Genomic DNA, 21,842 nt, shown 5'->3' on the forward strand with positions numbered 1-21,842 from the left:
GACCCCGGCCGCGACGGGACGCCCGCCCCCGGCCGGTCCCGCTGCTACGACAGCGCCGCCTTCATCATCGCCTTGGCCACCGGCCCCGCCAGGCCGCCGCCCGAGATCTCGCTGCGGGCCGCGTCGCTGTCCTCGACCATGACGGCGACGGCCACCTGCCGGCCCTGGTCGTCCTTGGCGTAGGAGACGAACCACGCGTACGGAGTGCCCTCGTTGTCCACGCCGTGCTGGGCGGTGCCGGTCTTGCCGCCGACCGTCAGGCCGTCGATCTTGGCCTTGGAGCCGGTGCCCTCGTTCACGACGGTCTGCATGGACGACTGGAGCTGCTCGGCAGTGCGCTGCGACATCGCCCTGCCGTACTGCTCCGGCTCGTACTGCTGGAGCGTGTTGCCGCCGCTGTCGGTGAGCTTGTCGACCATCTGCGGCTTCTGGAGTTCGCCGCCGTTGGCGATGGCCGCGGAGACCATGGCCATCTGGAGCGGCGTCGCGGTGTCGTCGAACTGGCCGATGCCGGACAGCGCGGTCTGCGCCTTGTCCATGCCCTTCGGGTACAGGCTCTTGCCGGCCCGTACCGGGGTGTCCAGCTTGCCGTTGTTGAAGCCGAACTTCTCGGCCTGCGCGCGCACCTTGTCCTGGCCCAGGTCGGCGGCCATCTTCGCGAAGACGGTGTTGCAGGAGTACTGGAGCGCGGTGCGGATGGTCGCGTTCTTGCAGGGCGCCGAGGCGCTCTCGTTCTTCAGGGTGGTGCGGGTGCCGGGCAGGACGTACGGGTCGGGGCTGTCGGTGGCCTCGTCCACGGAGGAGTACAGGCCGTTCTCCAGCGCGGCCGCCGCGACGACGAGCTTGAAGGTGGAGCCGGGCGGCAGCGGCTGCCGCAGCGCGCGGTTGATCTCGGGGTGCTTCTCGTCCGCCGACAGGTCCTTCCACGCCTTCTGGTCGCCGCTGCCGGAGCCGGCGAACTTACCCGGATCGTAGGACGGGGTGCTGACCATGCCGAGGACCTTGCCGGTGGCCGGGTCGAGGGCGACCGCGGCGCCGGTCTTGTTCCCGAGCGCCTCGTAACCGGCCTGCTGCACCTTGGAGTCGATGGTGGTGGCCACGTCGCCGCCCTTGGGCCGCTGGCGGGTCAGCGCGTCGCCCGGGTTCTGCAGACGGCTGTCGGAGCCGTCCAGGAGGTCGCCGTACAGGCTCTCCAGCTGGTTGCTGCCGAAGATCTGCGAGGTGAAGCCGGTGACGGGGGCGTAGAGCGGGCCGTTCTTGTACGTCCGCTTGTTCTTGAGGGTGCCGTCGGTGGCGGTGGAGCCGGTCACCGGCTGTCCGTCGACGAGGATGTTGCCCAGCGGATTCGCGTACTTGGCTATGGAGACGCGGGGATTGTGCGGATCGTCCGTGAACGTGGACGCCTTGGCCCCCTGCAGCCAGGTGACCCACGCCAGGAGCGCGAGGATCAGCAGGATGCAGAAGACCGAGACGCGGCGCAGCGGTTTGTTCATGGGTGGCGCGGCTCCTCGTCGCTGGACGGTGGTGCGGCCGACTACGTACGCCGTACGTTTCGCCGGAAAGTCCCGTTTGCGGGCCCCATGCTCCCCCGTCTCGATGAGAGGCCGATGAGAAAGCGGCGGCCACCGCCCCGCCGTGACGCACGCCTCCGATCGCCGCCTCCGGGCAACGCACCACCCCCCTGCTCGCATCTTCCCCGGCGGGCTCTGTGAGCCTTGACCGACACGAAGATCCGGCGAAGGCCGGAAGAGAACGGGCCCCGGGGGCGGCGGACGGACGGCCGCCGGGCTCCCCGGGCGAAACAGGAGCTGAAGAGCGTGCGCGTGCCGGCAATCAGTCAGCGGATGCACTTGGTGCTGCTCACCGCGTGGACCGTGCTGTGGTTCGTCGTGGTCGAGCCGAACGGGGGTTTCTCCTGGCACTACCTGCGCACCGGCGGCGAGCTGATCTACCAGGGCGCGTCCGGCGACGGCACCGGCGGCCTCAACCTCTACGCCCACCACCCCGAGTTGCAGATGGGCCCGGTCAGCTTCCTGGTCGCCGGTCTGTTCAACCCGTTCCCCGAGCACACCGGGCAGTTCCTGGCCGCGGCCCTGATGTCGCTGCTCGGCCTGGTGATCGTGGTGCTGGCCGGCCGCAGCGCCGCCTGGCACTTCCTGGGCACCGGCACCAACCACCAGCGGCTGCGGCAGCGCGTCCTGATAGCCGGCCTGGCGTTCATCCCCATGTGGATCGAGGTCTCGGTCCGCTTCGGGCACCTGGACGACGTCCTCGCGCTGTTCTTCACGGCCCTGGCCGTACGGTCGGTGACCCGCGGCAACGCCGCGCTGACCGGCGTCTTCCTGGCCCTCGCGATGGACTCCAAACCGACGGCGCTGGCCTTCGTCCCACTGCTGCTCGCGCTCCCCAGGGAGAAATGGCTGCGCGCGGGACTGTGGATGGCGGCCCTGGTCGCGGTGGCCTGGCTGCCGTTCTTCGTCGGTGACATGAACTCGTTCTCGGCAGCCAAGTTCGCCATCCCCAACCACCCGGCGTCCGCGCTGCGCTGGCTGGGCGTGGCCGACCCGGAGACGCCCGGATGGGACCGGCCGGCGCAGTTCGCGCTGGGCCTGCTGCTGGGCTGTCTGGCGGTGTGGCGGGGGCGCTGGGCCGCGGTCGTCCTGCTGGGCGCCAACGCTCGTATCGTCCTGGACCCCAGCGTCTACACGTACTACACCGCGTCCGTACTGCTCGGCACGCTGCTGTGGGACGTCATCGGGCAGCGCCGGCTGGTGCCCTGGTGGAGCTGGCTGGCGCTGCTGATCCTGTACGGCAGCGTCTTCGTGGTGCCAGACGACTCGGCGCGCGGCCTGATCCGTCTCGCGTTCGTGGCCGTGTCGACGGCGTACGTCCTGCTGTGGCCGGTACGGGAACGCGGCGACCGGCGCGGCTCGGGACGGCGCAGGCCCCCCGCCCGGAAGGACGAGGGGCCTGCGGAGCCGTATGCGCCGGGTGCCGTCCCGGCGCCGGGCGCTACGCCTTGGGCAGGGCCGCCAGCTGCGCGCTGATGCGCACGATGTCGGCCTCGGCCGTCTCCAGCCGCGTACGGATCTTGGCGACGACGTGTTCCGGGGCCTTGCCCAGGAACGCCTCGTTGCCGAGCTTCCCGTTGGCCTGGGCCTTCTCCTTCTCGGCCGCGGCCAGGTCCTTCGACAGGCGCTTGCGCTCGGCCTCGACGTCGATGGCGCCCGACAGGTCCAGTGCCACCGTCGCGCCCGCGACCGGCAGGGAAGCGGTGGCGGTGAACTCCTCGCCCGCGGGCTGGAGGCGCAGCAGCGAGCGCATCGCGGCCTCGTGGGCGGCGAGCTGCGTACCGGCCAGCTCCAGCTTCGCCGGAACCTTCTGGCCGGGCTGCAGGCCCTGGTCGGACCGGAAGCGGCGGACCTCGGTGACGACCTGCTGGACGGTCTCGATCTCCCGCTCGGCGGCCGCGTCGCGGAAGCCGCTGTCGGCCGGCCACTCGGCGATCACCAGGGACTCACGGCCGGTCAGCGTCGTCCACAGGGTCTCCGTGACGAACGGCACGACCGGGTGCAGCAGCCGCAGCGTGACGTCCAGGACCTCGCCGAGCACCCGGCGCGAGGCGTCGGCGGCCGGGCCGCCCGCCATGAAGGTGGTCTTGGACAGCTCGACGTACCAGTCGAAGACCTCGTCCCAGGCGAAGTGGTAGAGCGCGTCCGACAGCTTCGCGAACTGGTAGTCCTCGTAGTACGCGTCGACCTGCGCCACGACCGTGTTCAGGCGGGACAGGATCCAGCGGTCGGTCGCCGAGAGCTGCTCGGCCGGCGGCAGCTCGCCCTCCAGCGTCGCGCCGTTCATCAGCGCGAAGCGGGTGGCGTTCCAGATCTTGTTGGCGAAGTTGCGGGACGCCTGGACCCAGTCCTCGCCGATCGGCACGTCCGCGCCCGGGTTGGCGCCGCGGGCCAGCGTGAAGCGGACGGCGTCCGCGCCGTAGGCGTCCATCCAGTCCAGCGGGTCCACCGAGTTGGGGTTGGACTTGGACATCTTCTTGCCGTGCTCGTCACGGACCAGGCCGGTCAGCGCGATGGTGTGGAACGGCGCCCGGCCGTCCATCGCGTACAGACCGAACATCATCATCCGGGCGACCCAGAAGAAGATGATGTCGTGGCCGGTGAGCAGCACGTCGGTCGGGTAGAACTTCGCCAGGTCCGGGGTCTTCTCCGGCCAGCCCAGCGTGGAGAAGGGCCACAGGCCGGAGGAGAACCAGGTGTCCAGGACGTCGGACTCCTGGGTCCAGCCCTCGGCCTCGGTGCCCGGCGGCTCCTCGTCGGGACCGACGCAGACGATCTCGCCCTCGGGGCCGTACCAGACCGGGATGCGGTGACCCCACCACAGCTGGCGCGAGATGCACCAGTCGTGCATGTTGTCGACCCAGTCGAAGTAGCGCTTCGACATGTCCTCGGGATGGATCTTGACCCGGCCGTCGCGGACCGCGTCACCGGCGGCCTGCGCCAGCGGGCCGACCTTGACCCACCACTGCATGGACAGCCGCGGCTCGACGGTGGTCTTGCAGCGCGAGCAGTGGCCCACGGAGTGGGTGTACGGGCGCTTCTCGGCGACGATCCGGCCCTGCTCGCGCAGCGCCGCCACGATCGCCGAGCGCGCCTCGAAGCGGTCCAGGCCCTCGAACGGGCCGTGCACGGTGATCACACCGCGCTCGTCCATGACGGTCATCGACTCCAGGTCGTGCCGCTGGCCGATGGCGAAGTCGTTGGGGTCGTGGGCCGGGGTCACCTTGACGGCGCCGGTGCCGAACTCCGGGTCGACGTGGGTGTCGGCGACCACCGGGATGGTGCGGTCGGTCAGCGGCAGCTTGATCCGCTTGCCGATCAGGTGCGCGTACCGCTCGTCGTCGGGGTGGACGGCCACCGCCGTGTCGCCGAGCATCGTCTCGGCGCGGGTGGTGGCGACCACGAGGGTCTCCTCCCCCTCGCCGTACGTGATCGAGACCAGCTCGCCGTCGTCGTCCTGGTACTCGACCTCGATGTCGGAGATCGCGGTCAGACAGCGCGGGCACCAGTTGATGATGCGCTCGGCGCGGTAGATCAGCTCGTCGTCGTAGAGCCGCTTGAAGATCGTCTGGACGGACTTGGACAGGCCCTCGTCCATCGTGAAGCGCTCACGCGACCAGTCGACGCCGTCGCCGAGACGGCGCATCTGGCCGAGGATCCTGCCGCCGTACTCCTGCTTCCACTTCCAGACGCGCTCGACGAACTCCTCGCGCCCCAGGTCGTGGCGGGACTTGCCCTCCTCGGCGAGCTGCTGCTCGACCTTGTTCTGGGTGGCGATGCCCGCGTGGTCCATGCCGGGCAGCCACAGGGCCTCGTAGCCCTGCATGCGCTTGCGGCGGGTGAGGGCGTCCATCAGCGTGTGCTGGAAGGCGTGGCCGAGGTGCAGGCTGCCGGTGACGTTCGGCGGGGGGATGACGATCGTGAACGGCGGCTTCTCGCTGTCCGCGGCGGCCTCGAAATACCCCCGCTCCACCCAGCGCTCGTACAGCGGCCCCTCTACCTCGGCCGGCGCGTACTGGGTCGGCAGTTCAGTGGGGCTGCTGTTCGGCCCGCCGTCTCGGGGGCTCTGCTGAGTGTTCTCGGTCACGACGCTCAGTGTACGGGCGCGGATGTCGCAGTCTCGAATCGGTTTGGCCCCCGGAGGACCGGCCGGCGGTGCCGTCGTACAGGATGTTGGCGACGCGAAGACATCAACTGTGACGGGCGTCATCGGGCGCCGTCAGTTGCCACGAGGGGAACCCGCTCCATGAGCTTCAACCAGCCGCCTCCCGGCCCGTACGGCCGGCCGCCGCAGCAGCCGGGGCCGTACGGTCAGCCCGCGCCGCAGCCGGTCGGGCAGCCCCAGTACGGCTACCCCCAGCAGGGCGGCCAGGTCCCCCCGCAGCAGCCCTACGGCTACCCGCAGCAGGCTCCCCAGCCCGGCTACCCGCAGCAGCCCCAGGCGCCCTACGGACAGCCGCCGCAGCCCGCCCCGTACGGCCAGCAGCCCGGCGGCTACGGTCAGCCGCCGCAGAACGGCGGCAAGGGCAAGGGGATGAAGATCACCCTCGGCGTCGTCGCGGTGGCGGCCGTGGCGGGCATCGGCGTGGGCGCCTACTACGCGTTCGGTCCCGGCGGGGACGTGAAGCCCTACACGATCTCCATGCCGGACAACCTCCTCGGTACGTACAAGAAGGCGGCGGGCAAGGACGAGAAGAAGGACGAGTCCGACGACGCGGAGACCAAGGCCCTCGGCATCACCGAGGGCACCAGCGTCCAGGGCAGCTACGCGAACGACAAGGGGCAGCCGCTGCTCGTCACCGGTGTCTACGGCAAGGTCGCCGACCCCAAGAGCACGGTGAACAAGATGGTCGCCCAGATCGAGAAGAAGTCGGAGCGGACGGACACCCAGGGCGCGAAGCTGGAGACCGTCACCCCGGTGACGGAGTTCTCGCCCGACGGCTTCGACGGCTCGGTCATGAAGTGCAAGGCCGTCAAGGGCACCGCGTCGAGGGCCGGCCTCACCGCGACGTCCACGGTGACGTGGTGCATCTGGGGCGACTCCAGCGCGGTGGGCATCGTCATGAACAACGGGGTGGCAGCACCCACCAAGTCCACCGGCACCGCCTTCTCGGCCGAGCAGTTCGCCGAGAAGACCCGCGAGATCCGCGACGCGGTGCGCCACGAGAAGTGACGGCCGCGGCCGTACCGCACCACTTCAGGGGGAGGACACGTCATGAGCTTCAACCAGCCGCCGCCGGGGCCTTACGGGAGCAGCGGGCAGCCGCCGCAGGGGCCGTACGGCGACAGCGGGCAGCAGCAGCCGCAGGGCGGTGGCTTCGGGCCGCCTCAGGGGCCGCCGCAAGGCACTCCTCAGGGGTCGCCTCCGATACCGCCGCAAGGGCCTCCTCAGGGACCGCCGCCCGGCCCGTACGGGTACGGTGCGCCCCAGCAGCCGCAGGCCCCGCAGCAACCGATGCAGCAGCCGATGCAGCCCTCGCAGTTCCCGCAGTACCCGCCGCCGGGGCCGTCCGGTCCGTCCGGCCCGTCCGGCGGCGGCAGCACCGGGAAGATCATCGCGGGAGTGGCCGCCGGTGTCGTACTCGTGGGCGCCATCATCGGCGGCGCCGTGATGCTCGTCTCGGGTGACGGCCACGACGGTCCCCCGCGGGCCCGTGGCGGCGAGTCCACCGCTCCGGGCGCCGGTTCCGGCACCTCCAGTACGTCGGACTCCGGCACGTCCGGCTCCGGCACGTCCGGCTCCGGCCCGTCCGAGGAGAAGCCGTCCGCCGAGGACGGCGGGCAGCGGATGCGGCTGACGACGCCCAAAACGGTCGACGACGGCGCGTACACGCTGGAGAAGGACAAGGCCGCCCTCCAGCGCGACGGCCTGAAGCTGAGGACGCCGCCGCCCGGCATCACCCAGGAGATCGCCCGCTACCAGGGCACCCGCGGCAGCCGGCCGGCCGGCCTGATGTTCTCCGGCGGCTACGGCACCATCGACGACCCGGACAGCGTGGTGGACGGCATGTTCCGCGGCGTGGCCACCGGGGGCGCCACGGTCGTACGGCAGCGCGAGACGTTCCGGCCCGGCGCGGCCGGCGGTGACGTGAAGATCGACTGCGAGGTCCTGAAGATCCCGGCGGCCGGCTACGCGCCGGTCTGCGGCTGGGCCGACGGCTCGACCGCCGCGGTGCTGCTCTACATGAACGGCGAGCTGCGCTCCCCCTCGGAGGTCGATCTGGCGCAGTACGCGGACACCACCGCCGTGGTGCGCGGCGAGACCCGTACCCCTCGGTAGCCGGGCGAGCGCAAGGGCCGCCTCGCGACCGGTGGTCGCGGGGCGGCCCCGAGGCGCGTCCGTGCGGGGGGAACGGACGCGCTACGCGCTCTTCTCGTGATGCTCGCCCGACTCGCCGCCGCGGTTGCGCGGCACCAGCGTCGGATTCACGTTGGAGTGCACGACCTCTTCGGTGATCACGACACGGGCCACGTCCTTGCGGGACGGGACCTCGTACATCACCGACTGCAGGACCTCTTCCATGATGGCGCGCAGGCCGCGCGCGCCGGTGCCGCGCAGGATCGCCTGGTCGGCGATGGCCTCCAGGGCCGGGCGGTCGAAGTCCAGCTCCACGCCGTCCAGTTCGAACAGGCGCTGGTACTGCTTGACCAGCGCGTTGCGCGGCTCCAGCAGGATCTGGAGGAGCGCCTCGCGGTCCAGGTTGTGCACCGAGGTCAGCACGGGCAGGCGGCCGATGAACTCCGGGATCATCCCGAACTTCACCAGGTCCTCGGGCATGACGTCCTGAAGCTGGTCCTTGGACTCGATCTCGCGCTTCGAACGGATGTTGGCGCCGAAGCCGATGCCCTTGGCACCGGACCGGGCCTCGATGATCTTCTCCAGGCCGGCGAACGCGCCGCCCACGATGAACAGCACGTTCGTCGTGTCGATCTGGATGAATTCCTGGTGCGGGTGCTTGCGGCCGCCCTGCGGGGGCACCGAGGCGGTGGTGCCTTCCAGGATCTTCAGCAGGGCCTGCTGGACGCCCTCGCCGGAGACGTCACGGGTGATCGACGGGTTCTCGCTCTTGCGGGCGACCTTGTCGATCTCGTCGATGTAGATGATCCCGGTCTCGGCCTTCTTGATGTCGAAGTCCGCGGCCTGGATCAGCTTGAGGAGGATGTTCTCCACGTCCTCGCCGACATAGCCGGCCTCCGTCAGCGCCGTCGCGTCGGCGAAGGCGAACGGGACGTTGAGCATCCGGGCGAGCGTCTGCGCGAGCAGCGTCTTGCCGGAGCCGGTGGGGCCGAGCAGCAGGATGTTGGACTTGCCGAGTTCGATGCCGTCGTCGCCGCCGCGCGCGCCACCGTTCTCACCCGCCTGGACCCGCTTGTAGTGGTTGTAGACGGCGACCGAGAGCGCCTTCTTGGCGGGCTCCTGGCCTACGACGTAGCTCTCCAGGAACTCGTAGATCTCCCGGGGCTTGGGCAGTTCTTCCCAGCGGACCTCGGAGGTCTCGGCGAGCTCCTCCTCGATGATCTCGTTGCAGAGGTCGATGCACTCGTCGCAGATGTACACACCAGGTCCCGCGATGAGCTTCTTCACCTGCTTCTGACTCTTCCCGCAGAACGAGCACTTGAGCAGGTCGCCGCCGTCACCGATGCGTGCCACGAGGTGCTTCCCCTTCGCCTGGGATCCGCATTGCTCCGCGGACCCGGGTGCTTGCCTATCGACGGTACCTTGCCGGGCCCCCCGTACGGGCCCCCCTTGGACCGACTCGGTCAACCCGGTCCAAGGGGGCGTGTCTCCGGCTCACTTCGCGACGGGTCGCGATCAGACCGAGGCGGCCGTCTTACGGGTCGAGACGATCTGGTCGACCAGACCGTACGCCAGTGACTCCTCGGCGGTCAGGATCTTGTCGCGCTCGATGTCGTCGCGGATCTTCTCGATCGGCGTGGTGGAGTGCTTGGCCAGCATGTCCTCCAGCTGCGTCCGCATCCGGAGGATCTCGTTGGCGGCGATCTCCAGGTCGGACACCTGGCCGCGGCCGGTCTCGCTGTACGGCTGGTGGATCAGCACGCGGGCGTTGGGCAGCGCCATTCGCTTGCCGGGGGTGCCGGCGGCGAGCAGCACGGCCGCGGCGGAGGCCGCCTGGCCCATGCAGACCGTCTGCACGTCGGGCTTGACGAACTGCATCGTGTCGTAGATCGCGGTCAGCGCCGTGAAGGAGCCGCCGGGCGAGTTGATGTAGATCGAGATGTCCCGGTCCGGGTCCATCGACTCCAGGCACAGCAGCTGCGCCATGACGTCGTTGGCCGACGCGTCGTCGATCTGCACGCCGAGGAAGATCACGCGCTCCTCGAAGAGCTTCGCGTACGGGTCGTACTCGCGCACGCCCTGCGAGGTGCGCTCGACGAAGCGCGGAACGATGTAGCGGGACTCGGCGGGCTGGCCCTGGAACTCTGCCTGCGGGGCGTCGTGGCGCTCGTAGAGGCTACGGCCGGGGAAGTTGTTCATCTGGAGGTTCACCGTCCTGGTGGCGGTCAAAGGGGCTGGAGTCGGCTGCGTGGCGAGTCGTCCGGGGCTCAGGCCCCGGTGCCGCCCCCGCCCGGAACGCCCGCCGCGGTGGTCATGACGTCGTCGATGAGGCCGTACTCCTTGGCCTCCTGCGGGTCGAACCAGCGGTCGCGGTCGGAGTCGCGGGTGATCTGCTCGACGGTCTGGCCCGTGTGCTGGGCGGTGAGCTCCGCCATGCGCTTCTTGGTGTGCAGCAGCCGCTCGGCGTGGATCTTGATGTCCGACGCGGAGCCCGCCAGGCCCGCGGAGGGCTGGTGGATGAGGATCTCGGCGTTGGGCAGCGCGAAGCGCTTGCCCGGGGTGCCGGCGCTCAGCAGGAACTGGCCCATCGAGGCGGCGAGGCCCATGGCGATGGTGACCACGTCGTTCTTGATGTACTGCATGGTGTCGTAGATCGCCATGCCGGCCGAGATCGAGCCGCCCGGGCTGTTGATGTAAAGGAAGATGTCCTTGTCCGGGTCAGCGGCGAGGAGCAGCAGCTGCGCGGTGATCTTGTTGGCGATGTCGTCGTCGACCGGCTGGCCGAGGAAGATGATCCGCTCGCCGAGCAGCCGGTTGTAGACCTGGTCGCCGAGGCCACCGAAGGTCGGCTCAGCGGCGGCGGAAGGCATCGGGATCGTCACGTGTCCACCTGCTCGTTGTCGGACGGCCCAGGGCCGTCTCAGCGTCGTCTTCTGGGGCGCGGGGAGGGCGCGGCGTGCTCCGCCGGCGCCGTTACGGCTAGTCCCCTGCCCTCGTATCTACGGACCCTAACGCGCTGGTCGGCGGGCGCCATCCCGCATTGTCAACTGTTCGCTGTGAGCGCAGGCTCACCGGCGTGCACGGGCCCTGACGACGTACGGGCCCGAACACGCGGGCGTGGCGTGTTCGGGCCCGTACGTCTACTGGCGTCACGGGGCGGCCGGGGCCGCCCGTGCGACCGGGGAGGCCGGGGCTCAGCCCTCGTTCTTCTCGGGCTTCTCGGCCTTCTCGGCGTCGGTGCCCTCGGTCTCGGAGGCCTCGACGGTCTCGGCCGTCTCGTCCTCGTCGTCCAGGTCGACGACCTCGCCGTTGGTGTCCTTGACCGTGGCGGCCTCGACGACGACCGCGAGGGCCTTGCCGCGGGCGACCTCACCGACGAGCATCGGCACCTGGCCGCCCTCGACGACGGCCTGGGCGAACTGGTCGGGGGACATGCCGGAGGACTGCGCGCGGCGCATGAGGTGCTCGGTGAGCTCCTCCTGGCTGACGTTCAGCTTCTCCTTGTTGACCAGCTCGTCCAGGATGAACTGGGTCTTGATGCCCTTCTCGGCCTGCTCCTTGGTCTCGGCGTCGAACTCTTCCTCGGTCTTGCCCTGGATCTCCAGGTACTTCGCGAGGTCGAGGCCCATCTGGCCGAGCTGGTGGTTGACCAGGTTGTGCTTGCGGGTCTCGATCTCGTCCGCGAGCAGCTTCTCCGGCATCGGGACCTCGACCAGCTTCAGCAGCTCGTCGAGGACCTTCTCCTGGGCCTGGGTGGCCTGGTCGTACTTCTTCATCTGGGCGAGGCGCTTGGCGCTGTCGGCGCGCAGCTCCTCCAGCGTGTCGAACTCGCTCGCCAGCTGGGCGAAGTCGTCGTCCAGCGCGGGCAGCTCACGGGCGGCCACGGCGGTGACGTCGACCTTGACCTCGGCCTCCTTGCCGGCGGCGGAGCCGCCCTTCAGCTCGGAGGTGAAGGTGCCGGACTCGCCGGCCTTCAGGCCCTTGACGGCGTCGTCGATGCCGTCCAGCAGCTCGCCGGAGCCGACGGTGTAGCTGACGCCCTGGGCGACGCCGTCCTCCAGCACCTCGCCGTCGACCTTGGCCTCCAGGTCGACGGTGAGCACGTCGCCGTCCTCGGCGGCGCGCTCGACCGGGGAGGTCGAGGCGAAGCGCTCGCGCAGCTGCTCGACCGACTTGTCGATGTCCTCGTCCGACACCTCGACGGCGTCGACCTCGACCTCGATGCCGGAGTAGTCCGGGATCTCCAGGGCCGGGCGGATGTCGACCTCGGCGGTGAAGGTCAGCAGCTCGCCGTCCTTCAGCTCGGTGATGTCGACCTCGGGCTGGCCGAGGACGTTCAGCTCACCCTCGTTGACCGCCTCGGTGTAGAACTTCGGGAGCGCGTCGTTGACGGCCTCTTCAAGCACGGCGCCGCGACCGAACCGCTGGTCGATGACTCGGGCCGGGATCTTGCCCTGGCGGAAGCCCTTCACCGTGACCTGCTGGTTGATCTTCTTGTACGCCGCGTCGAGGCTGGGCTTGAGCTCCTCGAAGGGCACCTCGACAGTGAGCCGAACCCGGGTCGGGTTCAGGGTCTCCACGGCGCTCTTCACGGTTCGGTCTCCTTGGGGCTGACTTCTGGGGTTCTGCTTGAGATCTGCCGGCGCCTGGAGCCCAGGCGCCCTGCGGACCGCGCCCGGGAGAAAGACACACGGGCACGCAGCTTGCATAGTAACCGCAAGCGGGTTGGCACCCGCAATGTGATCTTGACGGGCCGCTTACGGACCCCCTCCGTGCGGGCCCGCACCGGCCGCGTCGAGCGGCCCTGTGCGCGGCGGGCGCACCGGAGACCCGGCCGGAAAAGGGGCCGGGACGCCGTACGGCCGAACGCCGTACTGCCGCACGCTGTACGACTGCACGCCGTACTGCTGAAACAAACCTGCTGGTCGGGGTGGCCGGATTCGAACCGACGACCTTCCGCTCCCAAAGCGGACGCGCTACCAAGCTGCGCCACACCCCGTCGGTGCGACACGTAGGGTACATGGCCGTGGACGGTACGGCTGCCGGATATCGACGGGCACGGGCCGCGGACCAGGGGGCGCACGGTGCACGAGCGGGGCGCGTGGGGCTCGGACGGCCGCCGCGACCGGCGGTGACGGGGCGGAGTGTGCGGCGGACCCGGGTGACCCGCTACGATGCACTGCGTGCCGCGGTCACCCGACCGGCGGCGCATGCGGGCGTAGCTCAATGGTAGAGCCCCAGTCTTCCAAACTGGCTACGCGGGTTCGATTCCCGTCGCCCGCTCGGCAGCCCAGGGCCCGGCCGTGAGAATCCTCTCCGGACCGGGCCTTCGGCGTTCCCGGGCCCGTACGTCCGCGGGCTCACGGTTCCGGGCGGCCGGCGCCCGTCATCGCCCGGCCGGCGCATCGCCCGGCCGCCGTTTCTTGTCACCTCCCGACCGAGCGCGACCGCACCCCGAGGGCGCTCACTAGGGTGTCGGCATGGAGATCTGGCTCAATCCCGCGTGTTCCAAGTGCCGTTCCGCCGTCGACCTGCTGGACGCGGAGGGGGCGGACTACACCGTACGCAGGTATCTCGAACAGCCCCCGACCGCCGCGGAGTTGCGGGAGGTACTGCACCGGCTGGGGCTGGAGCCGTGGGACATCACGCGCACGCAGGAGGCCGAGGCGGCGGAGCTCGGCATCGGCGGCTGGGAGCGTACGGACGCCACGCGGGAACGGTGGATCGAGGCGCTGGCCGGGCGGCCGCGGCTGATCCAGCGGCCGATCATCACGGCGGACGACGGCACGGCACTGGTCGGGCGCAGCGAGGAGGCCGTGCGGGAGGCGGTCGCGCGGAGCGGACGCGACGACCGCTGACCGTCCCGGCCGGGCCCGCGCACGACAGGGGTGCGGGCCCGCGACGCGCTAGAAGCTGATGTTGTTGATCGTCTCGGCCACCGAGTTCAGGAACCGGTTGATGGACGGCGCGATGCCGGTGGAGGCGAGGAAGAAGCCGAAGAGGATGGCCACCAACGCCGGTCCCGCCTTGAGCGACTTGCCGCGTATCAACACGATCATGATGATGCCCAACAACAGCACGACGGACAGCGAAAGAGCCACAACTGATCACACCCTCGGTCGGAACGCCTGGCCGGCCCCGGAAGCGTGCAGCCGCGCACACCCCCGCTCGGCACCATCGTGCCACCAAGTCACTGCCCAGTGGAGGCGGGTGGCGAATCATCGGCCAAGGCTTTGCCTGCGAACCGGACGACCGCGCCGCCGGGCACGGGCGGACACCGGTCGGCGGTACGGGAATTGACGCCCCGGCACGCATTCGGCCGCGCGGCCGGAACCCGCACACGGCGCTGGCCGGATGACACCGTACGGACCGGTCTCCTTTTGTGCACACGTGAATTCGTGAGGCACGTGCGCGGCCGACGGACGCCCATCGCACCGACATACCGGTAGCGAAGCGGACATCACCCCCGCTCCCGCGGCGGGGCATATGCCCTCGCATAAACGGATGACGCACCCTCGGACCGGATATTCACCGGCTCTCCGGGAAATACGCGAAAGCACACCTGGAATGCTCGGGAACCGCCCTCCGATAAGGAATTCCCGCCACGCCACGCCCGCATTGCGCATTCGGCCGAGAAGGTTTTACCCATTCCACGGCCGCCACTAGGGTGCGTCAGATGTTTCCCGCTGCGCCGACCTCACGACGTGTGCTTCCCCCGGCCGCCGAGCCCCCGGGCCGGGACACGGCGACCCCCGCCGCGGACGCCCCGGAAGAGGCGCCACGAGCCGCCGGGCGGCCGCCGGCGGAGACCGTGCGGCCCGTTGCCCGGATCGGCCGGGACGGCGCCGGGCGCGGTCGGGACGCCGCCGGCAGTGGCCGGGACGCCTTCTTCGACAATGCGAAGTATCTGGCGATCGTGCTGGTCGCCATGGGGCATTCCTGGGAGCCGCTGACCGGGCAGAGCCGCACGGCCGGCGCGCTCTACATGACGGTGTACGCCTTCCACATGCCGGCGTTCATCATCATCTCCGGCTATTTCTCCCGGGGTTTCGACCTGCGCGCGGACCGGCTGAAACGTTTGATCACCGGGGTCGTGGTGCCGTACGTCGTCTTCGAGACCGCCTACACGCTCTTCGCACGCTGGGCGAACCACGATCCGGACATGCCCGTCAGCCTTCTGGACCCCTGGTATCTGACGTGGTTCCTGGCCGCGCTGTTCGTGTGGCGGCTCACGACTCCCCTGTGGCGGATCGTCCGCCGGCCGGTCCCCCTGGCCCTCGCCGTGGCGGTACTGGCGTCCGTGTCCCCGGAGGTCGGCGACGACCTCGACATGCAACGGCTGCTCCAGTTCCTGCCGTTCTTCGTCCTGGGGCTGAACCTGCGGCCCGAGCACTTCGCGCTGGTGCGGCGGCGCGCGGCACGGATCGCGGCGGTGCCGGTCTTCGCGGCCGCCCTGGCGCTGGCCTACTGGGCGGTGCCGCGGATGACCTCGGCGTGGTTCTACCACCGGGAGAGCGCGCAGGAGTTGGGGGCGCCCTGGTGGGCGGGGGCGGTGATGACGCTCGCGATGTTCGGCTGCTCGCTGGTCCTGACCGGCTGCTTCCTCGCGTGGGTGCCGGCCCGCCGTACGTGGTTCACGGTGCTGGGCGCCGGAACCCTGTACGGCTACCTGCTGCACGGCTTCCTCACCAAGGGCGCCCGTGCCCGCGGCTGGTTCGACGGCCACGGGTGGCCGCACTCGCCGCTCGGCGAGGTCGCGGTGAGCCTGACGGCGGCGGCCGCGGTGACGGCGCTGTGCACCCCGCCGGTCCGCAGGGCCCTGCGGTGCGTGGTGGAGCCCAGGATGGCGTGGGCGTTCCGCAAGGAGCCGGCGCCCCAGGGCTGACGGCCGTCGCGTCCGCCCCCACACCCCTCAGGTCACGACCGCCCGGCGCACGCGGTCCGCCGCGCGCCACCCCTCGCTCCGTACGCCCGGTCGCCCTCCCGGCCGTACGGAGCGGGAGTGAACCTGCGCCAGGACGGCTGCCGCCGCCCCGAACGCGGGAAAACCCCTGGCAGGGCTCTCGACGGGAGGCCCGGGAAGATCCCGGAGGCGGGTCGGTGAAGGAGCGGGCCGGAGCGGGCACGGCAGGCGGTGCGCACAGGGGCCCCCTCCCCGAAAAGTCGTTTGGTAAACTAACCATTAACGCTTTCTTGACTCCCCCTTGACCGAACACCGTCCGGCCGAACCTCTGGAGGAGCCATCGGACACGCAGAAACCCTCCTCGCGATGGGCGGGGCCTTCCTGGCCGCAGCCGTCCTCGCCCGCCTGGGCAGCCGCATCGGGCTTCCCACGATCCCCCTCTTCATCCTGGCCGGAATACTGCTCGGCCCGCACACCCCCGGCGTCGCCCTGGTCGACGACCCGCACGAGCTGGAGATGCTCTCCCTGCTCGGTCTGGTGCTGCTGCTCTTCTACCTCGGCCTCGAATTCCACCTGGACGACCTCAAGGAGGGCGGCCGGAAGATGGCCGTCGCCGGGGCCGCCTACCTGGCGCTGAACGTCGGCGCCGGTCTGATCTTCGGCTTCGTGGTCGGCTGGGGCACCTCCGAGGCGCTGGTCCTGGCCGGGGTGCTCGGCATCTCCTCGTCGGCGATCGTCACCAAAGTCCTCATGGACACCGGCCGGCTCGGCAATCCCGAGACCAAGCCGATCCTCGGCATCATCGTGGTCGAGGACATCTTCCTCGCGCTCTACCTGGCCGCCCTCCAGCCGGTGATCTCCGGCGCCGACTCGATGGCCTCGGCGGCCCTCGACGCGGGCAAGGCGTTCGGCTTCCTGCTGCTGCTCGCGGTGGTCGCCCGCTGGGGCACGGCGGTGATCGGCAAGCTGATCGCCACCAAGGACAACGAGCTGCTGGTCATCTCCTTCCTGGGCGCCGCCGTCTTCGTGGCGGGCGTCTCGGAGTGGTTCGGCGTCGCGGACGCGATCGGTGCGTTCATGGTCGGTCTGATGCTCGGCAGCACCAGCTCAGGCAAGAAGATCATGGAGCTGGTGCACCCGCTGCGGGACGCCTTCGGCGCGATCTTCTTCTTCGCGTTCGGTCTCTCCATCGACCCCGGCGACCTGCCGTCGGTGGTGTGGCCGGTGCTGATCGCGGTGGTGCTGACCCTGCTGATGAACGTCGTCGCGGGCCTGGTCGCCGCCCGGATCTACGGCTTCGGGCCGCGCCCGGCCGCGAACATCGCCACCGCGCTGCTCGCCCGCGGCGAGTTCGCGCTGATCCTGGCGACGATGGCGGCGGGCGCCGGGCTGGACGAGCGGCTGGCGCCGTTCATCGCCGGGTACGTGCTGATCCTGGCCGTCCTGGGACCGCTGGCGGCCGGCCGGTCGGCCTGGCTGGCGCGCGTCCTGCCGGGCGGCGGGGGCCCGGACCCGGACGCGCCGACGAGCGGCGGGCAGCCCGAGCCCGCGGCCGCCGGCAGGTAGGACGACCCCCGGGCGGCCCGTACGGTCAGCCGGACGATCTCCTCGTACGGCTCGATGCCGAACGCCACCGTGGAGACGCCGGGACCGGCCCGGGCCGCCCCCGCGCCGGGCTCCGCCCACGTGGTCACCAGCCGCGTGGGCGGACTGCTCTCGACCACCGCCCCCTCGACATCGGCGATGCCCGAACCGTCGGTACGGCGGTGCTCCCAGCGCGAGCCCGGCTGCCAGTCGGAGACGTTGCTGTGCCCCCAGTGGGCGGCGGTCAGCTCGGGATCGGTGAGGGCGTGCCAGACCCGCTCCGGCGTGCTCTCGACGTACGTGACGTAGCGAAAGGTGAGTGTGCCTGCCGTCCGTGTGCCTGCCACGCGTCCTCCCCGGGTGGGGTCCGGGCCGCCGGGCTCACCGTACGGTTCAGTCGCGGCAGATCAGCAGCAGCGCGCGGTCGTCGTTGACATCCTTGGCCACGGCTTCGATCAGATGCCAGGCGGCACCGGCGAAGCCGCCGGCCACATAGCGGTCGGCCTCGCCGGTCAGCCGGTCGATGCCCTCGGCGATGTCCCGGTCCGCGGCCTCCACCAGGCCGTCCGTGAAGAGCATCAGCACGTCACCAGGGCGCAGCGTCCCTTTGACCGGGTCGAACTGCGCCCCGTCGTACACCCCGAGCAGCGGCCCCTCGGCGGCCTTCTCCTCCCAGCGGCCGGTCCCCGCGCTGAGCTGGAGGGCGGGCAGGTGCCCGGCGGACAGCAGTTCGTAGTCGCCGGACTCCAGGTCCAGGACGAGGTGGATGGAGGTGGCGAAGCCTTCGTCCCAGTCCTGGCGCAGCAGGTAGCCGTTGGCGGCGGGCAGGAAGCCGTGCGGCGGCAGCGAGCCGAGCAGGCCACCGAAGGCGCCGGACAGCAGCAGCGCGCGGGAGGCGGCGTCCATGCCCTTGCCGGACACGTCGGTCAGCACGACTTCGAAGATGTTGCCGCCGTGCGTACGGGAGGCCACCACGAAGTCGCCGGAGAAGGACTGTCCGCCGGCCGGGCGCAGCGCCATCTCGCGGTGCCAGCCGGCCGGCAGTTTGGGCAGCTTGCTCTGCACCCGGATGCGTTCACGCAGGTCGAAGAGCATCGTGCCGCCGCGCCGCCACGGCACCCCGACCCGGCTGCGGAACTGCGCGATCATCAGTCCGGACAGGCCGGCCGCCGCGACCACCAGGACCGTGCCCGGGGTGATCCGGTCGCGGCCCTGGTCGTACGGGCCGAGCAGCGACGCCTCGACGATCAGGGCGGCGGCGGAGGTGCCGTACAGGGCGAGCAGGTTGGCCGGGCGCAGCAGCAGCCCGCCCGCGATGACCGGCAGGACCAGCGCGGTGGGCGCGACCCAGTCGGGGCGCCAGACAGTGCCGCAGGCGATGGCCGGGATGGCGATCAGGAGGGCGGCCAGGGCGATCCAGTCGGAGCCGTCGCCGCGGAAGTAGTCGACCCCGGCCTTGCGCACGCTGATGCGGACCCGGTGCACCGTCTTGCGCCACCGGGCCGTCGGGGACTCCGCTCCCGTTCTGCTCGCCATTGTTCTGGGACCTTATCCACCCGTTCGGCGGCGCGTCGATTCACGGCACGCCGCCTGGCTCAATCACCGGGAAACCGCGTTCGAAAAACGGTCGCGCGGGCGGAGAAGGTCCTGCTACGCATGGCCCATGACGACCGAATTGCGGCAGCTGCGTCCGGACGACTGGGCCGACTGGTACGGGAAGCTGGAACGGGCGTTCGGCGGCACCCCCGAAGCCCCCGAGGAGCGCGCCCTGTGGCGGGGGCTCGGCGAGCCCGAGCGCTGCCTGGACGTGCGGGACGGCGGCGAGACGGTGGGCACGGCGGGCGCGTACTCGTTCCGGCTGACGGTGCCCGGCGGCGCCGTCCTCCCGGTGGCCGGTGTGACGCTGGTCAGCGTGCAGCCCACGCACCGGCGGCGCGGCATCCTGCGCACGATGATGCGCCACCAGCTCGCGGACTTCCGGGACCGGCGCGAGCCGCTGGCCGTGCTGACCGCCTCCGAACCGGCCATCTACGGGCGCTTCGGGTACGGCGCCGGGTCCGAGGCGGTGAGCATGACGCTCGACACGCTGCGCCAGTCGGTCGCCGTGCCGGAGGGCGCCGACGAGGTACGGCTGCGGCTGGTCGCCCCGGAGACCGGGCTGGCGGACTGCGAGAAGGTGTACGAACAGCTGGTCACCGGCCGGCCCGGGATGCTCGCCCGGCAGCCGGGCTGGGAGCGGCTGCCGCTGCTCGACCCGGAGGCCGACCGGGACGGGGCCGGGCCGCTGCTGTGCGTGCTGGCCGAGGTGGCCGGTGAGGTGCGCGGGTACGCGCGCTACGCGGTCAAGGCGGGCTGGGACGGGGGCGGGCCGGACGGGACGGTGGTCCTGCGGGACGTCGAGGCGCTGGACCCGGTGAGCTACGCGGCGCTGTGGCGCTATCTGTTCGGCATCGACCTGACGTCGCGGCTGACGGTGCGCAACCGCCCGGCCGACGATCCGCTGCTGCACCTCGTGGACGACATCCGGCGCTGCCGGGTCATGGTGCGCGAGTCGCTGTTCGTACGGCTGGTGGAGGCCGGTGAGGCGCTCGCGGCGCGGACGTACACGGCGCCGCTGGACGTCGTCCTGGACGTGGCGGACCCGTTCTGCCCCTGGAACGAGGGCCGGTGGCGGCTCACCGGCGACGAGAAGGGCGCCTCCTGCGAGCGGACCACGGACCCGGCCGACCTGGCGCTGTCCGTACGGGAGCTGGGGGCCGCCTACCTGGGCGGGTTCACGCTGGAGGCGCTGGCGGGGGCGGGGCGGGTACGCGAACTGCGCCCGGGCGCCCTGCGGGAGGCATCGGTGGCGTTCGGCACGTACCGCAAGCCGTGGCTGCCGCACGGGTTCTGAGGGCGGCGCGGGCGGTCACTTCGGCTGGCAGCCGGGGCACCAGAAGAGGTTGCGGTTGGCCAGGGCCGCGGTGCGGATCTCGGCGCGGCAGACGTGGCACTCCTGGCGGGCCCGGCGGTAGACGTAGACCTCGCCGCCGTGGTCGTCGACGCGCGGCGGGCGGCCCATGGCCTCGGGGAGGTGTTCGGGGCGTACCGTGTCGATGCGGTTGTGCCGGACGCCTTCGCGCATGAGGGCGACCAGGTCCGCCCAGACGGCGTCCCATTCCGACCGCAGGAGATCACGCCCGGCGCGGTACGGATCGATGCCGTGCCGGAAGAGGACCTCGGCGCGGTAGACGTTGCCGACGCCCGCGATCACCTTCTGGTCCATCAGCAGCGCCGCGACCGACGTACGGCTGCGGGAGATCCGGGCCCAGGCGCGCTCCCCGTCGTCCTCGGGGCGCAGCGGGTCGGGGCCGAGCCGGTCGTGTATCGCCTGCTTCTCGGCGTCGGTGAGCAGCGCGCAGGCGGTGGGCCCGCGCAGGTCCGCGTAGGCGGTGGCGTTGGCCAGCCGCAGCCGTACGGTGTCGGTGGGCGGCGGCGCGGGGGCGTCGCCGAAGTTCAGCTTGCCGAAGAGGCCGAGATGGATGTGGACCCAGCCGGCGGGCCCGAAGCCGAGGAAGAGGTGCTTGCCGTGCGCCTCGGCGGTGGTCATGACCTGGCCGTCGATCAGCGCCGCGCTGTCGGAGAACTTGCCCTGGGGGCTGCTCGCCCGGACCGGCGCACCCTCGAAGAGCGCACGGTGGTCCAGCGCGAGGCGGTGGATCGTGTGCCCCTCGGGCATGGTTCGGCGCCTCCTCGGCGGGGTGGGACGGGGACCGCGCGGCGGCCGCCCGCGCCGGCGGCGGCGCGGGCGGGACAGCGGGTGGGCTCAGCCCTGCTGCGGGTGGTGCGCCGGGATCTCCGGCAGCTCGCCGGTGGTCTCGTAGCGGGAGAGCATCTCGATGCGGCGGGTGTGCCGCTCCTCGTTCGAGTACGGCGTGGCGAGGAAGGCCTCGACGAAGCGCGTCGCCTCGTCCTGGGTGTGCATCCGGCCGCCGACCGAGATCACGTTGGCGTTGTTGTGCTCACGGCCCAGCTTCGCGGTCTCCTCGCTCCAGGCGAGCACCGCCCGTACGCCCTTGACCTTGTTGGCGGCGATCTGCTCGCCGTTGCCGGAGCCGCCGATGACGACGCCCAGGCTCTCCGGGTCGGCCGCGGTCCGCTCGGCGGCCCGCAGGCAGAACGGCGGGTAGTCGTCCACGGCGTCGTAGATGTGCGGGCCGCAGTCGACGGGCTCGTGGCCGTGGGCCTTGAGCCAGTCGACGAGGTGGTTCTTCAGTTCGAAACCGGCATGGTCGGAGCCGAGATACACGCGCATGTGCTGAGTGTTGCACGGACGTGTGGTCCGCCGGGCCGGGGGTAGGTGTCGCCGGGTCCTCCCACCGCCATACATGCGGTGTACACGCGGTGACGTGCGGAAATGAGATCCAGGCAACGATCCGGATTCAGATCTTCCAAAACGACCGTTAACGCAGTTCTAATGCGGGGACTCGACACCGAGAACCACAGA

At 70.9% G+C, this 21,842-nt stretch carries 17 protein-coding genes, 2 tRNA genes and 1 pseudogene; 8 read left to right on the forward strand and 12 right to left on the reverse strand.

Translation table 11 applies throughout. The features are described 5' to 3' along the window. Positions 1–44: 44 nt before the first annotated feature. Entirely contained in the window at positions 45–1,493 is a 1,449-nt protein-coding gene (locus JXZ78_RS04815) for a peptidoglycan D,D-transpeptidase FtsI family protein (RefSeq protein ID WP_030020542.1), read from the reverse strand. A 351-nt stretch (positions 1,494–1,844) separates the two neighbouring features. Between JXZ78_RS04815 and JXZ78_RS04820 the strand changes: the two genes are divergently transcribed. Beyond that, positions 1,845–3,047, forward strand: coding sequence for a hypothetical protein (locus JXZ78_RS04820; protein WP_030020543.1), 1,203 nt, complete (start codon positions 1,845–1,847; stop codon positions 3,045–3,047). Here the strand turns inward: JXZ78_RS04820 and JXZ78_RS04825 are convergent. Next, positions 3,013–5,658 (reverse strand): valine--tRNA ligase, encoded by a 2,646-nt coding sequence (locus JXZ78_RS04825; RefSeq protein WP_030020544.1) that lies wholly within the window; start codon positions 5,656–5,658, stop codon positions 3,013–3,015. The two genes, JXZ78_RS04820 and JXZ78_RS04825, sit on opposite strands and share 35 nt — an antisense overlap. A 159-nt stretch (positions 5,659–5,817) precedes the next feature. Between JXZ78_RS04825 and JXZ78_RS04830 the strand changes: the two genes are divergently transcribed. Both JXZ78_RS04830 and JXZ78_RS04835 read left to right on the forward strand, forming a co-directional pair. Next, positions 5,818–6,744: a hypothetical protein gene (locus JXZ78_RS04830; RefSeq protein ID WP_030020545.1), complete on the forward strand. Its 927-nt coding sequence runs from the start codon at positions 5,818–5,820 to the stop codon at positions 6,742–6,744. A gap of 42 nt (positions 6,745–6,786) precedes the next feature. Further along, positions 6,787–7,851, forward strand: coding sequence for a hypothetical protein (locus JXZ78_RS04835; protein ID WP_157851606.1), 1,065 nt, complete (start codon positions 6,787–6,789; stop codon positions 7,849–7,851). Between the two features lie 81 nt (positions 7,852–7,932). On the opposite strand, the gene clpX is transcribed toward JXZ78_RS04835, so the two are convergent. The 5 genes from clpX to JXZ78_RS04860 all read right to left on the reverse strand — a co-directional run bounded on the left by clpX (position 7,933) and on the right by JXZ78_RS04860 (position 12,868). Then, positions 7,933–9,222: an ATP-dependent Clp protease ATP-binding subunit ClpX gene (clpX, locus tag JXZ78_RS04840; RefSeq protein WP_030020546.1), complete on the reverse strand. Its 1,290-nt coding sequence runs from the start codon at positions 9,220–9,222 to the stop codon at positions 7,933–7,935. A 162-nt stretch (positions 9,223–9,384) separates the two neighbouring features. Beyond that, the gene (locus JXZ78_RS04845) at positions 9,385–10,068 is read right to left on the reverse strand and encodes an ATP-dependent Clp protease proteolytic subunit (protein WP_030020547.1); all 684 of its coding nucleotides are present in this window, start codon (positions 10,066–10,068) and stop codon (positions 9,385–9,387) included. Positions 10,069–10,136: 68 nt separating this feature from the next. Beyond that, positions 10,137–10,739 carry an ATP-dependent Clp protease proteolytic subunit gene (locus JXZ78_RS04850; RefSeq protein ID WP_030020548.1) on the reverse strand — a complete coding sequence of 201 codons (603 nt, stop codon included), beginning with the start codon at positions 10,737–10,739 and terminating at the stop codon, positions 10,137–10,139. A gap of 324 nt (positions 10,740–11,063) precedes the next feature. After that, positions 11,064–12,461: a trigger factor gene (gene tig, locus JXZ78_RS04855; RefSeq protein ID WP_030020549.1), complete on the reverse strand. Its 1,398-nt coding sequence runs from the start codon at positions 12,459–12,461 to the stop codon at positions 11,064–11,066. A 330-nt stretch (positions 12,462–12,791) separates the two neighbouring features. After that, positions 12,792–12,868, reverse strand: a tRNA-Pro gene (locus tag JXZ78_RS04860). A 213-nt stretch (positions 12,869–13,081) separates the two neighbouring features. Here JXZ78_RS04860 and JXZ78_RS04865 point away from each other — a divergent pair. Both JXZ78_RS04865 and JXZ78_RS04870 read left to right on the forward strand, forming a co-directional pair. Then, positions 13,082–13,152, forward strand: a tRNA-Gly gene (locus JXZ78_RS04865). A 197-nt stretch (positions 13,153–13,349) separates the two neighbouring features. Then, a complete protein-coding gene (locus JXZ78_RS04870) occupies positions 13,350–13,727 on the forward strand; it encodes an arsenate reductase family protein (RefSeq protein ID WP_030020550.1) in 378 nt (125 codons plus the stop codon). A 48-nt stretch (positions 13,728–13,775) separates the two neighbouring features. Here the strand turns inward: JXZ78_RS04870 and JXZ78_RS04875 are convergent, their stop codons facing one another. After that, a complete protein-coding gene (locus JXZ78_RS04875) occupies positions 13,776–13,970 on the reverse strand; it encodes a hypothetical protein (protein ID WP_030020551.1) in 195 nt (64 codons plus the stop codon). A 575-nt stretch (positions 13,971–14,545) separates the two neighbouring features. On the opposite strand from JXZ78_RS04875, the gene JXZ78_RS04880 reads away from it, so the two are divergent. Together JXZ78_RS04880 and JXZ78_RS04885 are read left to right on the forward strand one after the other, a co-directional pair. After that, the gene (locus JXZ78_RS04880; protein ID WP_372498397.1) at positions 14,546–15,754 is read left to right on the forward strand and encodes an acyltransferase family protein; all 1,209 of its coding nucleotides are present in this window, start codon (positions 14,546–14,548) and stop codon (positions 15,752–15,754) included. Between the two features lie 384 nt (positions 15,755–16,138). Then, the gene (locus JXZ78_RS04885) at positions 16,139–17,338 is read left to right on the forward strand and encodes a cation:proton antiporter (RefSeq protein WP_030020553.1); all 1,200 of its coding nucleotides are present in this window, start codon (positions 16,139–16,141) and stop codon (positions 17,336–17,338) included. Between the two features lie 20 nt (positions 17,339–17,358). Here the strand turns inward: JXZ78_RS04885 and JXZ78_RS04890 are convergent. Beyond that, positions 17,359–17,673 (reverse strand): annotated as a pseudogene (locus tag JXZ78_RS04890) (SRPBCC domain-containing protein); the annotation flags it as partial. Positions 17,674–17,749: 76 nt separating this feature from the next. Continuing rightward, positions 17,750–18,892 carry a PP2C family protein-serine/threonine phosphatase gene (locus JXZ78_RS04895; RefSeq protein ID WP_030020555.1) on the reverse strand — a complete coding sequence of 381 codons (1,143 nt, stop codon included), beginning with the start codon at positions 18,890–18,892 and terminating at the stop codon, positions 17,750–17,752. 127 nt (positions 18,893–19,019) lie between these two features. On the opposite strand from JXZ78_RS04895, the gene JXZ78_RS04900 reads away from it, so the two are divergent. After that, positions 19,020–20,249 carry a GNAT family N-acetyltransferase gene (locus tag JXZ78_RS04900; protein WP_030020556.1) on the forward strand — a complete coding sequence of 410 codons (1,230 nt, stop codon included), beginning with the start codon at positions 19,020–19,022 and terminating at the stop codon, positions 20,247–20,249. Positions 20,250–20,264: 15 nt separating this feature from the next. Here the strand turns inward: JXZ78_RS04900 and JXZ78_RS04905 are convergent, their stop codons facing one another. Together JXZ78_RS04905 and JXZ78_RS04910 are read right to left on the reverse strand one after the other, a co-directional pair. Beyond that, the gene (locus JXZ78_RS04905) at positions 20,265–21,074 is read right to left on the reverse strand and encodes an Fpg/Nei family DNA glycosylase (RefSeq protein WP_030020557.1); all 810 of its coding nucleotides are present in this window, start codon (positions 21,072–21,074) and stop codon (positions 20,265–20,267) included. Positions 21,075–21,161: 87 nt separating this feature from the next. After that, complete coding sequence (locus JXZ78_RS04910) at positions 21,162–21,650, reverse strand: ribose-5-phosphate isomerase (protein ID WP_030020558.1); 489 nt, start codon at positions 21,648–21,650, stop codon at positions 21,162–21,164. Positions 21,651–21,842 lie beyond the last annotated feature (192 nt).

The organism is Streptomyces monomycini (genome assembly GCF_022271435.1).
GTDB lineage: Bacteria > Actinomycetota > Actinomycetes > Streptomycetales > Streptomycetaceae > Streptomyces > Streptomyces monomycini.

Excerpts from the sequence above, each read along its gene's own strand:
- JXZ78_RS04815 (WP_030020542.1), bottom strand. The coding sequence starts at position 1,493 with ATGAACAAACCGCTGCGCCGCGTCTCGGTCTTCTGCATCCTGCTGATC.
- JXZ78_RS04820 (WP_030020543.1), top strand. The coding sequence starts at position 1,845 with ATGCACTTGGTGCTGCTCACCGCGTGGACCGTGCTGTGGTTCGTCGTG.
- JXZ78_RS04830 (WP_030020545.1), top strand. The coding sequence starts at position 5,818 with ATGAGCTTCAACCAGCCGCCTCCCGGCCCGTACGGCCGGCCGCCGCAG.
- JXZ78_RS04835 (WP_157851606.1), top strand. The coding sequence starts at position 6,787 with ATGAGCTTCAACCAGCCGCCGCCGGGGCCTTACGGGAGCAGCGGGCAG.
- JXZ78_RS04845 (WP_030020547.1), bottom strand. The coding sequence starts at position 10,068 with ATGAACAACTTCCCCGGCCGTAGCCTCTACGAGCGCCACGACGCCCCG.
- JXZ78_RS04850 (WP_030020548.1), bottom strand. The coding sequence starts at position 10,739 with ATGCCTTCCGCCGCCGCTGAGCCGACCTTCGGTGGCCTCGGCGACCAG.
- JXZ78_RS04870 (WP_030020550.1), top strand. The coding sequence starts at position 13,350 with ATGGAGATCTGGCTCAATCCCGCGTGTTCCAAGTGCCGTTCCGCCGTC.
- JXZ78_RS04880 (WP_372498397.1), top strand. The coding sequence starts at position 14,546 with ATGTTTCCCGCTGCGCCGACCTCACGACGTGTGCTTCCCCCGGCCGCC.
- JXZ78_RS04885 (WP_030020553.1), top strand. The coding sequence starts at position 16,139 with ATGGGCGGGGCCTTCCTGGCCGCAGCCGTCCTCGCCCGCCTGGGCAGC.
- JXZ78_RS04895 (WP_030020555.1), bottom strand. The coding sequence starts at position 18,892 with ATGGCGAGCAGAACGGGAGCGGAGTCCCCGACGGCCCGGTGGCGCAAG.
- JXZ78_RS04900 (WP_030020556.1), top strand. The coding sequence starts at position 19,020 with ATGACGACCGAATTGCGGCAGCTGCGTCCGGACGACTGGGCCGACTGG.
- JXZ78_RS04905 (WP_030020557.1), bottom strand. The coding sequence starts at position 21,074 with ATGCCCGAGGGGCACACGATCCACCGCCTCGCGCTGGACCACCGTGCG.
- JXZ78_RS04910 (WP_030020558.1), bottom strand. The coding sequence starts at position 21,650 with ATGCGCGTGTATCTCGGCTCCGACCATGCCGGTTTCGAACTGAAGAAC.